General features: G+C 32.2%; 14 protein-coding genes. 1 reads left to right on the forward strand and 13 read right to left on the reverse strand.

Annotated features, from left to right (window positions below):
- Positions 1–11 precede the first annotated feature (11 nt).
- The 5 genes from KPL51_RS03115 to KPL51_RS03135 are packed head-to-tail and all read right to left on the reverse strand — an operon-like array spanning position 12 to position 5,642.
- Positions 12–1,253, reverse strand: a complete 1,242-nt coding sequence (locus KPL51_RS03115; RefSeq protein ID WP_216157201.1) for a methylaspartate ammonia-lyase — start codon at positions 1,251–1,253, stop codon at positions 12–14.
- 51 nt (positions 1,254–1,304) lie between these two features.
- Complete coding sequence (locus KPL51_RS03120) at positions 1,305–2,762, reverse strand: methylaspartate mutase subunit E (RefSeq protein ID WP_216157202.1); 1,458 nt, start codon at positions 2,760–2,762, stop codon at positions 1,305–1,307.
- 18 nt (positions 2,763–2,780) lie between these two features.
- A complete protein-coding gene (gene glmL, locus KPL51_RS03125; RefSeq protein ID WP_216157205.1) occupies positions 2,781–4,175 on the reverse strand; it encodes a methylaspartate mutase accessory protein GlmL in 1,395 nt (464 codons plus the stop codon).
- 11 nt (positions 4,176–4,186) lie between these two features.
- Positions 4,187–4,609: a methylaspartate mutase subunit S gene (glmS, locus tag KPL51_RS03130; protein WP_216157208.1), complete on the reverse strand. Its 423-nt coding sequence runs from the start codon at positions 4,607–4,609 to the stop codon at positions 4,187–4,189.
- A 49-nt stretch (positions 4,610–4,658) separates the two neighbouring features.
- Positions 4,659–5,642, reverse strand: coding sequence for a GntR family transcriptional regulator (locus KPL51_RS03135; protein ID WP_244997981.1), 984 nt, complete (start codon positions 5,640–5,642; stop codon positions 4,659–4,661).
- A gap of 272 nt (positions 5,643–5,914) precedes the next feature.
- On the opposite strand from KPL51_RS03135, the gene KPL51_RS03140 reads away from it, so the two are divergent.
- Positions 5,915–6,112: a hypothetical protein gene (locus tag KPL51_RS03140; RefSeq protein WP_216157214.1), complete on the forward strand. Its 198-nt coding sequence runs from the start codon at positions 5,915–5,917 to the stop codon at positions 6,110–6,112.
- Positions 6,113–6,232: 120 nt separating this feature from the next.
- Here the strand turns inward: KPL51_RS03140 and cwlD are convergent, their stop codons facing one another.
- From cwlD to KPL51_RS03180, 8 genes are all read right to left on the reverse strand, one after another.
- Positions 6,233–6,955 (reverse strand): N-acetylmuramoyl-L-alanine amidase CwlD, encoded by a 723-nt coding sequence (gene cwlD / locus KPL51_RS03145; protein ID WP_224853631.1) that lies wholly within the window; start codon positions 6,953–6,955, stop codon positions 6,233–6,235.
- A gap of 144 nt (positions 6,956–7,099) precedes the next feature.
- Positions 7,100–8,713, reverse strand: a complete 1,614-nt coding sequence (locus tag KPL51_RS03150; protein ID WP_216157216.1) for a Na/Pi cotransporter family protein — start codon at positions 8,711–8,713, stop codon at positions 7,100–7,102.
- A 266-nt stretch (positions 8,714–8,979) separates the two neighbouring features.
- Positions 8,980–9,372 carry a 30S ribosomal protein S9 gene (gene rpsI / locus KPL51_RS03155; RefSeq protein ID WP_216157219.1) on the reverse strand — a complete coding sequence of 131 codons (393 nt, stop codon included), beginning with the start codon at positions 9,370–9,372 and terminating at the stop codon, positions 8,980–8,982.
- Positions 9,373–9,396: 24 nt separating this feature from the next.
- Positions 9,397–9,837: a 50S ribosomal protein L13 gene (gene rplM, locus KPL51_RS03160; RefSeq protein WP_216157222.1), complete on the reverse strand. Its 441-nt coding sequence runs from the start codon at positions 9,835–9,837 to the stop codon at positions 9,397–9,399.
- 164 nt (positions 9,838–10,001) lie between these two features.
- Positions 10,002–10,736 (reverse strand): tRNA pseudouridine(38-40) synthase TruA, encoded by a 735-nt coding sequence (gene truA / locus KPL51_RS03165; RefSeq protein WP_216157225.1) that lies wholly within the window; start codon positions 10,734–10,736, stop codon positions 10,002–10,004.
- 39 nt (positions 10,737–10,775) lie between these two features.
- Positions 10,776–11,576, reverse strand: coding sequence for an energy-coupling factor transporter transmembrane component T family protein (locus KPL51_RS03170; protein ID WP_216157228.1), 801 nt, complete (start codon positions 11,574–11,576; stop codon positions 10,776–10,778).
- A 76-nt stretch (positions 11,577–11,652) separates the two neighbouring features.
- Positions 11,653–12,507 carry an energy-coupling factor transporter ATPase gene (locus KPL51_RS03175; RefSeq protein WP_216157231.1) on the reverse strand — a complete coding sequence of 285 codons (855 nt, stop codon included), beginning with the start codon at positions 12,505–12,507 and terminating at the stop codon, positions 11,653–11,655.
- Entirely contained in the window at positions 12,492–13,337 is an 846-nt protein-coding gene (locus KPL51_RS03180) for an energy-coupling factor transporter ATPase (RefSeq protein WP_216157234.1), read from the reverse strand. The genes KPL51_RS03175 and KPL51_RS03180 overlap by 16 nt, the downstream gene beginning before the upstream one ends.

Below are 13,337 nucleotides of genomic sequence, written 5' to 3' on the forward strand. Positions count from 1 at the left end.
TTTATATTCAATTATTTTTTTCTATTAACTAGAGCTACAACTCTATTCATTTCATTATTAACTATCATGTATCCTTCATCTACGCCCATACCTGGTTTAGCAAGGCATTGATCTGCTCCACAAGCAATAGCTATGTTTGTGCAAACTTCTGCTGATCTGTTAGTTTCATTACATGTTCCACCACAGTATGCTCCACGGCCCATTTTCTTGCAGTATAGTATTGATTCAATTATGTTGTTAACTCCACCTAAGTCTGGTGTTTTTATTTGAAGCATATGGCCTGCTTTCTTATCTGCAAACAATACTACGTCTTCATATGTGTTACACCATTCGTCTGCAACTAATTCAACATTGATTTTTCTATTATCGAGTTCAGCAGTTAATGCAGCTAGTGCCTCAACTTGTCTTTCTCTGTGCTCAACATCCATTGGCCCTTCGATTCTTAACTTGAATGGTTTCGCAGCTTCTTCAAGAGTTGCTATATAATCTGCCTGAGCTTTTATATCATTGTCAAAAGCAACTCCGATTGTTCCATATACATCTATGTGGAATATTGGGTTATAGTTTTTATCAGTTCGGAGTTTTAATACTCTAGCACTTAACCATTGAACATAAGCAAGTAATTTCTCACCCTTAAGTCCTAATTTCTCTTCTACATTGTTTATTAATGCGTGAGGCATTACGTCTGCACCTTTAATTATCATTTTATCTGAGCTATTGTATCTATCATCACCTGATTGTGTAAAGATAGCAATTCTCTTAATATCTACTCCAGTTTTATATTCATCACGAACGATTTCTGCCATAGTTACTTTTTTAGCTTTTGCTACAGCATCTAGAATAGCTTGAGTCACTCCGTATCTTATTGCTGTATGAAGTCTTTTACCATTAACTAGCATGTGGTCAAACTCTTCTGCCATTTCTTTAAAGCTGTTTAATTCTCTACCTATTAATTTTGGTGCTATTTCTTTTTCTATGATTGGAATAAAGTCTTTTGCTAGGAATAATGGATCACGTCCGCCAGCTCCAGAATATTGTACTGCTGCACAATCTCCATAAGCAACCTCCCCATCTTCAAGTATAATCATTACTGATATTGATTCTCCCGCTTGTCTAATGGATGTAAATCCTTCTGTTACTGGTTCTCCTACATATGTAAAACCATCATGACCTGCTCCAGCTTTTATAGCTCTTTGATCGTCAAAATAAAATCCTGTTCTTCCTGTTGAACATAATACATCAATAATTTTCATATTTAACACCTATCCTTTTTTTTATTTTATAATACCTTTTAATCAATTTGTTTATTTTTTTTCTGGTCTTCCTATAAGTACACCTTTTCCTACTGCAAATATATCATCTATTGTCATTTGGAAGGATACATCTCTATTTTCAAACTTCGCTCTTTCTTCCAACTTTTTAGTATTAAAATTTTTCAATTCCTCTGTAAATGGTAGATTACCAAATTTAAAGTATCTTATTGCTCCATTATTATCTCTTGCAGGCATCATTTTACCAGCATTAAATTTACTTGGTGCAAATGGCACATCAATAATTCCCATTTCAAAGCCTTTAATAACTCCTATGGCTAAATCACCTTTTCCAACTTGATAAATCATATCTACCATACATTTCGTTTCTGCTTTAATTATTTCAATCTCAGTTTTTAATTCCTGAGACATAGGCATTCTTTGACCACTTAATAAGTTCAAAGTCATTTTTGTAGCCCTTATTCCCATAGCATTAGCTTCTTTAGTAGGAATTCCTACAGCTTCATGAGGAGTTTTAACTATTACTTTTGTTGCTCCTGCAAGTGCTGCAGCTGCTGCTCCTGTTGCTATAACTCCAAAAGCTTTTGCTTCATCTTCTGGGAATCCTCCCATCCATTCATGCATTACTGTTGTTACATATACGTCGTTATATCCATTAGCTTTTAAATATTCATGGCACTGCTCTTCTAAAGCTCTTATAGCTGCTACGTCTTGTATTAAATTACCACATTGACCATATCCAACTGTAACGTTTTTAACACCTTGTTCTGCTGCAACTAATGTTTCTATTATGGCAACTGCATTTGAAGTACTAGGTGGAACTAAAGTTCCTGTTAATGGTCCAAAAGGTTCTCTATTTATTGATATTCCTTGCTGCTCATAATAACCAACAAGTCTATCACAATATTGCCAATCTAACATTGATTTCTTCAAACTTGCATTTTTAGCATAAGGAATATTGTAAGAAATTCCGCCGCCTTCATTTGAAGTCCAACCTGAAGCATGAGTTATTTCAGCAAGTAGTCTTGCATCGGGTGTACCGTGTCTTGCTTCTAATGGAAGGTTTACTGCTTCAAATACTTGTCTACAACCTTTAACTCCATGATTAACTCCTGGAAATCCATTTAACAATGATCTTCCTTCAGTTATACTGTCCTTTATTCCTATTTCACATGCGTCATATCTATTTAACCTTGTATAACTATCTATTGTCGTTGGAAGTAAATCAGCTCCACCTTCTTCTTCTAAAAATTTTAAAAGTTCAATGTGCTTGTCAATTAATGCAACACCTGCTCTTGGTTGTGCTAGTGTTATTCCTTCTTCTTTAGCTTTTATTAATTTTTTAGCAAAGTTTTTGTGATCAGGAATTTGCTTATTGTATTCTATAGCCTCTTTTAAATCTACCTCACTGCCTGTTGGCCACTGCTTTAATACTTCTTCTCTTATTTCAAAGAACTCTTCGTCTGTCCATTTTTTATTTCTTAATTCCACTAAAATCCCTCCTAATAATTATACTTGCACTAAATATTTTTTCATAATTCTAACAGCTTTATCTGGATAATATTGTGAAAGTAATCCCATAGCGGATAATATATAAGTTTTATCCATCAAATACTTTGCATTACGTGGTTTCAAATATATTGGGTTCTCATCATTAAAAGCTCCTGCTTTTAAAATATCTTGTGGATTTTCACTATGAACTAATACTCCACCTGTACCTATCACAAACTTTACATCCATAAGATCTTTTCCTATTTGGGTATACATAGCTCCCATAGGAGTAGCTGTGTGTTCTATTGTACCTACATGCCTTTCCATTGATAACTCTGTGGCTACCTTCGCCATAGCCTCATCAAAGTCTATTTCTTCCTTAGTCATAGGAACCATTTTTATATGTTCTATTCTATATTTACAACTTGCATCAATATCAATCTTTCTTTCCGTATCACCTAGATAATTTCTCATTTTTCTGCTACCGGCTGCTTCTCTTAATGAAACTGCAGAATATCTCATTCCAAGATCACCTTCAACAGTTCTTTTAGCAAATGGTTCCTCAAGACCCCTTACGGTAACCCCTGCTTTTGTAGGTTCTCCGTCTGCTATAGAATGTACGTCGGTGGTTGCGCCACCAATATCTATAACTATTAAATCTCCCAGACCACTTTCTTCATCACTGCCTTCACTTAATGTCCTTGCAGCCTTTAGAACCGCTGCTGGTGTTGGCATTAAGATACCTTCTACTAACTCTTCTGCATTGCTCAGTCCCTTAGCATAAATTATTTTATCCATAAATACTTTTCTAATTTCTTCGCGAGCAGGCTCTACATTTAGTTTACTTAACTGTGGCATTACATTACTTGTAATAGTAAAGTACATTTTAGCCTTAGTAAATATTTCTCTTATCTCATCGCTTGCCACTTTATTTCCAGCTACTACTATTGGTAATTTAATTTCATTTTCAGCTAACATTCTTGCATTGTGTATAACACAATCTTTGTTACCACCATCGGTTCCACCTGCAAGAAGTATTATATCTAAATCTGAATTTTTGATTTCTTCAATTTCAGTAAGTGTTAATTCATAGCTATATACTTTTAACACTCTAGCTCCAGCTCCAAGTGCCGCTCTTTTGGCAGCCTCTGCAGTTAAATCTGGCACCAAACCAATAGCTATCATTTTGAGACCACCCGCAGCTGAGGAACATGCTAACTTCTTAACGAAATTAACGTTCTGCTTTTTTAGTATACCCTCTATTTTTGAATAAGCCTTATCATAACCTATCATTATATTATCTTCAATAGTGGTTATATCTTTTGCTGTAGCAATTATTTCCTCTTTTTCTAAATCTACAACGGTTAGTTTAGTATATGTACTTCCAAAATCTACAAGCAAATATGCATCCACTTATATCACTCCTATTTGTTTTGTAATAAACCTAGTGCTTCTTTTAAATCGTGTATTGTTGTTTCCAAAGATGTATTTGGTGGATATACCTTATTAAATCCCATTGCAGTGAATCTTTTATGTACATCGTCCCAATTTTGTTTTCCAACAACTATGTTTCCACCTACGAATAACAATATCCCATTTAATCCTGCTTCATCACATTTTTCTCTCATACCCCTGCAATCGATTTCTCCTTGACCATAAAGAGAAGATACTATTATTACATCTGCATTAGTTTCAACAGCTGCATTTATAAAATCCTCTTGTGGAGAAAGCACTCCTATGTTTATAACATTAAAACCAGCTTCTGTTAGAGCATAATCTAATATTTTATTGCCAACAGCATGACAATCTGACCCTATTACTCCTAAAATCAAAGTCTTTTTTTCCATTTTTTAAAAGCCTCCCAAATAATTTATTAGCATATAATTTTTAAACACATTATTTTTTGAACTTTATTTCAATAATCTTTGACTTAAGTGCTTTTACAGAACCTTCATCTAGACTATATAGAAATTCGATTATTTCCTTGTTTTCTGAATTTGAACTCTTAACATCTTTATATCTACCCGGAGATACTATCAGCACATCTGATTTCTTAATTATATCCTCAAGTTCTTTTGTATCAGTAGTATTGGAATAGCTTATATCAGCTTCACACAATCCTGCTTTTTCTAAAGCTCCCTTAATTTTAAATATAAATTCTTCTGAGATACATATAAACCCAAACTTTGTATTTAAACTATACCTAGCAATCTTAACTATTGGTTCTAAATTCGGAATTATAGCAACTCCTAAAATCTCTTTATCAAGTCCAATGGTAAGATCAGTCACTTCATTAATGTGATTAAATGTAGTTATTATGAACTCAGCGCTTTCAATCTTATCTTTAGTATCCTTGTCCATCTTTTTTAAATCGCTTATAGTTAAGAACATAACATTCATGTTACTATTCCTACTAAGTTGCTTACTAAATACTTTAGCTTGTTCAATATTGCACTCTACGTATATTACTATGATTTTGTCCATTATCTGTTTTTTCTCATTTACTCTTTGATTTACTAAATCTAAAAATTCTTCTGGTTTCATTCCAATTTCTAAAGCTTCTTCTAAGCCCAAGTCCACGAATTTCATTATCTTCTTTTTTATGTCTAAACTCTCCCAAGAAATAGCTTCTTCAACTACGAAAGTTCCCCTTCCCTGATAGGATTTAAGTGCCCCATCTTGTTCTAGGTCATTATATGCAGTACTTATTGTATTTCTGCTTACACATATTCTTTGAGATAATTCTCTTTCTGTAGGCATTTTCGTTCCAACCTTGAGAGATCCTTTTTTTATCTCATCCATGATTTGTTTTTTTACTTGAATGTAAAGTGGTACTCCATTTTTTTTATTTACTTCAATATCGATAAAAATCCCTCCCAAAGCATATTGGATTAATGGACTAATCCACCGATACCTTTATGATACCATATGGACTAGTCCATTTCAATGATTGAATTATCAGTCTTTAGCATTGTATTTCGTGTTTTAAAGGTACTAGCCTTGATTAGCTAGCTTAGTCTTATATTTAATACTATTTCCACATATGCTTGATAAGGTTTTCATGTTTTGTCTAATAAGAGTTTCACAATTATGGTTATATTTTGTAAAAATCATCATTATTATAATATATATAAATACTAAGGGGGACCCTTATGATCAAGAATAAGTTTTCTTTTGTTATATATCTTTTAAGTGCTGTTTTAGTATTAGCTCTTTCAACATTTATATTTATGGTTATCACACATATTTCATATATTAATGTAGATAAAATAACTATATCAAAATATACCGGTGAAAGAGTTTTTAATAAGCCTTATATTAAAGGAATAAATTTATATTGGACTTATTGAAAAAGGCCCAATTTAATGCAAAAGAGACATATTCATAGAACAATATGTCTCTTTTTGACTTAATAATTCATTAAATATTTTTATAATTATATTGGACTAAAATTACTGTGTTACGATTATTTATTCTTTGGGAAAACTCTTATAAAACTCACCTACAGATTTACTTATGGACTTTGCAATTTTTTCTTGATACTCGTCAGATTTTAATTTTTGTTCTTCTTCAAAGTTTGATAAAAATCCACATTCAACTATAACACTTGGCATATTATCATTCTCTCTTAATACTCTGTAAGCACTTTTAGCAGGCTTTTGCACTCTATTATTGCTAAGATCTATATCATTCCTAAAATTTTTCTGAATTGTACTGGCAAGAGTTAGACTATCTTTATAATTCGAGTACCATACTTGTGCTCCGTAATATTTACTTTGGGTAAAATAATTCAAATGAATGCTAATGAACATATCACAATTACTAGATTTCTTTAAATCGTATCTATTTTTTAAATCTTCCTTATACCTTTCTCGTATAGTTCCATTGGTTAAAAAAGTTCCTGTATCTTCCTGTCTTGTCATCACAACCTGGTAGCCTGCATTTTGTAGGCTAGCTTTAAGCTTTATTGCTATGCTTAAATTAATGTTTTTTTCTACAGTGCCATTTTTAGAACTTGTTCCACCATCCATTCCTCCATGACCAGCATCAATAAGTATTATTCTACTTCCACCTTGTAATTTTTCATTGTTCATAGTTTCTTTTACAAATCTTAGATTTATGCCCATAAAACTCACCATTGATAAAGTGATTACTATAACTATAGCTATTAATTTATTGTTCCTGTATCTCAACACACCCACCCTTTTATTTATTCCTGTCCTTAATTTTATTCAGTTTGCAGATGATTTAGTATTTTTGACATAAAAATGTGACTGAAATAAAAAAACACCCACTAAAAATTTTAGCAGCTGTTTTTTTTGCATTCTTATTTACTTTTACTTTATTACTACTTCAGCAATATTAGTTGCATGATCTCCTATTCGTTCAAAATTACTAATCATATCTAAAAACATAGTACCAACTGTAGCTCCGCATACTCCGTTATTTAATCTTCTTATATGTGATAATCTTAGTTCTCTTTCTAAGCTATCTATTCTATTTTCTATCGCCATAATGGATTCCGCTTTTATAATATCATTGTTTTCAAAACTCTCGATACTAATCTCTAACGCGTGAACTATGTATTTATACATTCCATCTAACTCCTGCAATGCATCTTTAGAAAAATCTAAATTCTTTTGAATCTTTTCACTAGTTATATCTACTAAGTTTTCAGCATGGTCTCCTATTCGCTCTATGTCATTTACTACATTAAACATGGAAGTTACTATTTTAGTTTGCTGTTCTGATAATTGTGTAGAAGAAAGTTTCACTAAATATGATGTAATTTCATCCTCAAGTAAATTTATTAATTTTTCATTATCATAAACAGTTTTTATACTATTTTCGTTATCGGTAATAAAGCACTCCATAGCAAGTTGCACATTTTCTTTTGCTAAATTGGCCATTCTAACAACCTCTTTTTTAGTTTGCCCAACTGCAATAACTGGTGTTTCTAGTAACCTGTCGTCTATATATTTAACATCCATTATTTGAACTTCATCGTCTCCAGGTATTATCTTATTAACAAGTGCTACAAGATATTTTATAAATGGCACCATAATTATTGTATTTGATATATTAAATATAGTATGAGCATTGGCAATTTGTCTTTTTATCTCCATACTTCCGCCCGGTGATATATATTGTACTAATTGTATTAGTGGATGTATTAATGGAATAAAAATCAATGTACCAAATATGTTGAAGAATAAGTGTATTAGTGCCGCTTTTTTAGCTGTTTTAGAGGTTCCTATACTTGATAATAAAGCGGTTATGCATGTCCCTATATTATTACCAAATAAAATTGGAACCGCTACTCCAAGAGGCAATGCTCCTGTGGAAGCTAAAGCCACTAAAATACCAGTAGATGCGGATGAACTTTGTATTACTGCTGTCATCAGTGCACCAGTTAAAATTCCCAATAGAGTATTTCCCTCTAATTTCATTATTAAAGTTGCAAAAGCTGGAGAATCACCTAATGGAGACATAGTGTCCTTCATTAGCTCCATTCCTAAAAAAAGAATACCAAATCCTAATATAATATTACCTATTTCTCTACCTTTTTTACCTTTTGAAAATATTATTGTTAAAGAACCTACTCCTAAAAATATCGGAATTATGTTATCTAGTTTAAAGGCAATTAATTGAGCAGTTATAGTAGTTCCAACATTAGCTCCCATAATCACTGCAGCCGCTTGATATAGGTTCATAAGGCCTGCATTAACAAACCCTACTACCATTACAGTAGTAGCACTACTGCTTTGTATAACTGCTGTTATGGCAGCTCCTGTGGCTACTCCCTTTATTGGATTAGATGTTATTTTTTCAAATATTTTTTTAAGTTTTTCACCAGAAGTATTTGCGAGTCCATCGCCCATCATTTTCATTCCATATAGAAATAATCCAAGCCCTCCAAAAAGGCCAATGACCATATTTACAACATTCATAAAATCCCTCCATATTTTTAGGTACTATTAGTATTTTAATCTTTCATATAAATAATACTATAAATTAGACCGTATGTTAGGTAATTGATAATATATTTAACATAGACTTTAAGAAACTTAACACAAACATAACATATGAGGTATTTACTTTTTAACCACATTGTATATTACAATTCTAGTACTAATAACTCTATATATCCTTCTAAAATAAAAGAGAGAATATACACTTATTAATAAGTGTATATTCTCTCTTGATTGCAATAATATTATCTCTTTGAAAACTGAGATGCCTTTCTTGCTTTTTTAAGACCGTATTTCTTTCTTTCCTTCATTCTTGGATCTCTTGTTAAAAAACCTGCTTTTTTAAGTTCTGGTCTTAAAGTTTCGTCAGCTTTTAAAAGTGATCTAGAAATTCCGTGTCTTATTGCTCCGGCTTGACCTGTATATCCACCGCCGTGCACATTTACTAATATATCGAATTTATCTTTAGTTCCAGTTAACACTAGTGGTTGATTAACTATAAGCATTAAAGTTTCTAATCCGAAATAATTTTCTATTGCTCTTTTATTTATAACTATTTTACCTTCGCCAGGTACAAGTCTAACTCTCGCAACTGATTTCTTTCTTCTTCCTGTTCCTATATATTGAACTTTTGCCATTATATTTACTCCCTCCTAACCTGATTAGTATTTAAGCACTAATGCTTCTGGGTTTTGTGCCTGGTTCTTATGTTCTGGTCCTCTGTAAACAGTCATTTTCTTAATTGTTTGACGACCTAATGGTCCCTTTGGAAGCATTCTTCTTACTGCCTCTTCAAAAATAAACTCAGGTTTTTTAACCATTGCTATTCTATATGGAACTTCTTTTAATCCACCTGGATAAAAAGAGTGATGTCTTAACATTTTTTGGTCTAATTTCTTACCAGTTAAAACGATCTTATCAGCGTTTATTACGATTACAAAGTCACCAGTATCCACATGTGGTGTAAATGTTGGTTTATGTTTTCCTCTTAATATTGAAGCTATTTGGCTAGCTGCTCTTCCTAAAACTTTTCCTTCTACGTCGACAACGAACCATTTTCTTTCAATTTCTAGTGGTTTTGCTATAAATGATTTTGATTTCATTATTTTCCCTCCCTGAACTTTTAACAAATTAATTTCTATGCTAAAGATCCGGGGCTAGTGGATCTCATTACACGATAATATATTCAAACATTAATAAGTATAATACATTCTACCGGGTGTGTCAATGTTTTTACACAGGATATTGCAACTATTAATGTTTTATTTTAATAAAAAACTTCTTCCAAGCATAATCCACCAGGCGGAGCAGATTTTCCAGCCCTTGCTCTTTCTTTTGAAAGGATTATATTTTCTATTTCATTAGGGTTAATCTTTCCTTCTCCAACTCGAATTAGTGCCCCGACTATTATTCTAACCATATTATAAAGAAATCCATCAGCTGCAATATATATTTTTATTATATCTTCATTCTTTATGATATCTAGTTTAAAAATAGTTCTTACAGAGGTTTTTACGGAGCTACCTAAATTTTTAAATGCAGAAAAGTCATGAGTACCCATAAAATATTCTGCTGCTTGTTTCATAGCATCTATGTCTAACATTCTTTTGTGATGATATATATAATTACGTCCTATTGCAACAGACTCATACCTATTTAATATAGTGTAACTATAAAGCTTTCCAGTACTATTATACCTTGAATGAAACTCACAAGGCATCTCAAATGAGTGTAGGATCACAATATCTAGTGGGAGTTTGCTATTAATAGCCCCCGTGAACTTTTCTACATGTATTTTACTATCAGTATAAAAGTTACCTACATATCCTTTTGAATGAACCCCAGCATCTGTTCTACTAGCACCTGTAATCTGAGTTTTTTCACCCGTAATCGCTTCAATAGCCGTCTCTACTTTTTCTTGAATAGTCATTATGTTCTTTTGTCTTTGCCATCCTGCATAATTTGTTCCATCGTATTCTATTATAATCTTTATATTTCTCACCACTTCACACCCTTTTCTATTTATAACTTTAGCAGATGATTATGTTCTGCTAATAATAGTAACAACAAATAGAAGTGTAAACGCAAAACTTGCAATATAATCTTTTCTAGTTATTTTTAATTGTTTCATTCTAGTTCTTCCTTCTCCACCTTTATAACATCTTGACTCCATAGCCATAGCCAATTCATCAGCTCGTCTAAAAGAACTTATAAATAATGGCACTAAAATAGGAATTAAACTTTTTGCTCTACGTATCAAATTTCCAGACTCAAAATCAGCACCTCTAGCCATTTGTGCTTTCATGATTTTATCAGTTTCGTCCATTAACGTCGGAATGAATCTTAATGCAATAGTCATCATCATTGCCAGTTCATGAGCTGGCACTCCTATTCTTTTAAATGGGTTTAAGAGCTTCTCTATGCCATCAGTTAACTCTATGGGTGATGTTGTAAGTGTTAGTATTGATGTTCCCATAATTAAGAAAACTAGTCTAACTATCATAAAGGCTGCAATTATTAGCCCTTCTTTATAAACATTTATAAACCCCCAGTGAAAAATTGCTGGCTGTTTTCCAGTAGTCATAAAAATATTTAATACTGCTGTAATAAGTAATAATATTAAAATTGGCTTTAATCCACTGTAAATATACTTAAATGATAATTTTGAGATTAAAATTGTAACTATTAAAAATATTATTACAAATAAATAGCCTTCAAAATTATTCACTAAAAATAAGTCAACAATAAATAGTAGAGATACCAATATTTTCACTCTTGGATCTAGTTTATGTACAAATGACTCCCCTGGTATATATTGACCTATTGTAATATCTTTGATCATAAAAATTCCTCCAATGTGTTATAAGCATCACACATTACTGTTTTATATAAAAATCTTATTAAGACAAAAATTTAGACTACTGCTTTTTTAATATTCTAAGCAATTCTTGTCTAGCTTTTTCTATAGTAAATATATCCTCAGATATATGGAACCCTTTGCTGCGTAGTTCTCTAATTAAATATGTTACTTGTGGTACTGCAAGTCCTACGCTTTCCAATTTTTCTATTTCTTTGAATATTTTCTCTGGGGTTCCGTCTAGAATGCAAGTTCCACTATCCATTACTATAATCCTATTTGCAACTTTAGCAACATCTTCCATGCTATGCGACACTAAAATTATAGTGATATTGTTTTCTTTGTATAGCTCAACAATCTTATTTAAAATATCATCTCTTCCTTTTGGGTCAAGACCTGCAGTTGGTTCATCTAAAATTAAAATGCTTGGCTGCATAGCCACTACACCTGCAATAGCCACTCTTCTCTTTTGCCCACCACTTATTTCAAAAGGTGATTTATCTTTAAATTGCTCATAGCCCAGTCCAACAATTTTCATAGCTCTACGAACCCTTTTATTTATTTCATCATTATCTAGACCTAAATTTTGTGGCCCAAAGGCAATGTCTTTTTCGATAGTTTCTTCAAAAAGTTGATATTCAGGATACTGAAACACTAGTCCAACTTTTTTTCTTATGTTTGTAAGTTTTACATTTTTCTTTGTTATATCTATGTCGTCTATTAGTAGACTTCCTGATGTTGGTTTTAGAAGTCCGTTTATATGTTGTATTAATGTAGATTTCCCTGAGCCAGTATGCCCAATGAGTGCCACAAATTCTCCCTGCTTTATTTCTACAGATACATTATCTAAAGCTTTTTTTTCAAAAGGAGTTTTTGGCATATATATATGTGTTAAATTTTCTATTTTAATTGACATAATGCATTCACCATCTCATTTATGGTTAATATATCTGATGCTATATTAATACCACTTTGTTTAAGTTCATAGGCTAGTTCTGTTACCTGTGGAACGTCAAGCCCTATTTTTTTCATAGTAGCAACATTTCTAAATATTTCTCTAGGTATTCCATTCATTACAATTTTGCCATTATCCATAACTACAATTCTATCCGCTTCTACTGCTTCTTCCATGTTATGAGTTATTAATATTATTGTTATACCATATTTTTTGTTTATTTCTTTTATTGTCCGAATAACTTCTTTTCTCCCAAATGGATCCAGCATTGCTGTAGGTTCATCAAATACAATGCACTTTGGCATCATAGCAAGAATACCAGCAATAGCTACTCTTTGTTTTTGGCCTCCGGAAAGTAAGTGTGGAGCATGTTTCCTATATTCATACATTCCAACATTTTTTAATGAATCATCCACTCTTTTTCTTATTTCTTTAGGCTCCAGGCCTAAATTCTCAGGACCAAATGCTACATCTTCCTCTACAATTGTTGCAACAATTTGGTTATCTGGATTTTGAAATACCATTCCAGCTACCTTCCTAATGTCCCATAAATTGCTTTCCTTCGATGTTTGTAATCCATCTACATACACTTGCCCGTCAGTAGGTATTAATAGTGCATTTATATGTTTAGCAAAAGTTGATTTTCCTGAGCCATTATGGCCAAGTACTACTAAAAATTCACCCTTGTTAACCTCTAAATTTAGTCCATCTATGGCTACTTTAGGCTGCTCATCTTCACTTTGAGGGTACTTATAAACAAGATCATTACATACAACCATTTTTTCACCCAT

Origin of the sequence: Clostridium bowmanii, from assembly GCF_018861315.1 — a bacterium.
Taxonomy (GTDB): domain Bacteria; phylum Bacillota; class Clostridia; order Clostridiales; family Clostridiaceae; genus Clostridium_AD; species Clostridium_AD bowmanii.

Excerpts from the sequence above, each read along its gene's own strand:
- rplM (WP_216157222.1), bottom strand. The coding sequence starts at position 9,837 with ATGAAATCAAAATCATTTATAGCAAAACCACTAGAAATTGAAAGAAAA.
- KPL51_RS03175 (WP_216157231.1), bottom strand. The coding sequence starts at position 12,507 with ATGTCAATTAAAATAGAAAATTTAACACATATATATATGCCAAAAACT.
- KPL51_RS03170 (WP_216157228.1), bottom strand. The coding sequence starts at position 11,576 with ATGATCAAAGATATTACAATAGGTCAATATATACCAGGGGAGTCATTT.
- glmS (WP_216157208.1), bottom strand. The coding sequence starts at position 4,609 with ATGGAAAAAAAGACTTTGATTTTAGGAGTAATAGGGTCAGATTGTCAT.
- KPL51_RS03180 (WP_216157234.1), bottom strand. The coding sequence starts at position 13,337 with ATGGGTGAAAAAATGGTTGTATGTAATGATCTTGTTTATAAGTACCCT.
- rpsI (WP_216157219.1), bottom strand. The coding sequence starts at position 9,372 with ATGGCAAAAGTTCAATATATAGGAACAGGAAGAAGAAAGAAATCAGTT.
- KPL51_RS03115 (WP_216157201.1), bottom strand. The coding sequence starts at position 1,253 with ATGAAAATTATTGATGTATTATGTTCAACAGGAAGAACAGGATTTTAT.
- KPL51_RS03150 (WP_216157216.1), bottom strand. The coding sequence starts at position 8,713 with ATGAATGTTGTAAATATGGTCATTGGCCTTTTTGGAGGGCTTGGATTA.
- KPL51_RS03140 (WP_216157214.1), top strand. The coding sequence starts at position 5,915 with ATGATCAAGAATAAGTTTTCTTTTGTTATATATCTTTTAAGTGCTGTT.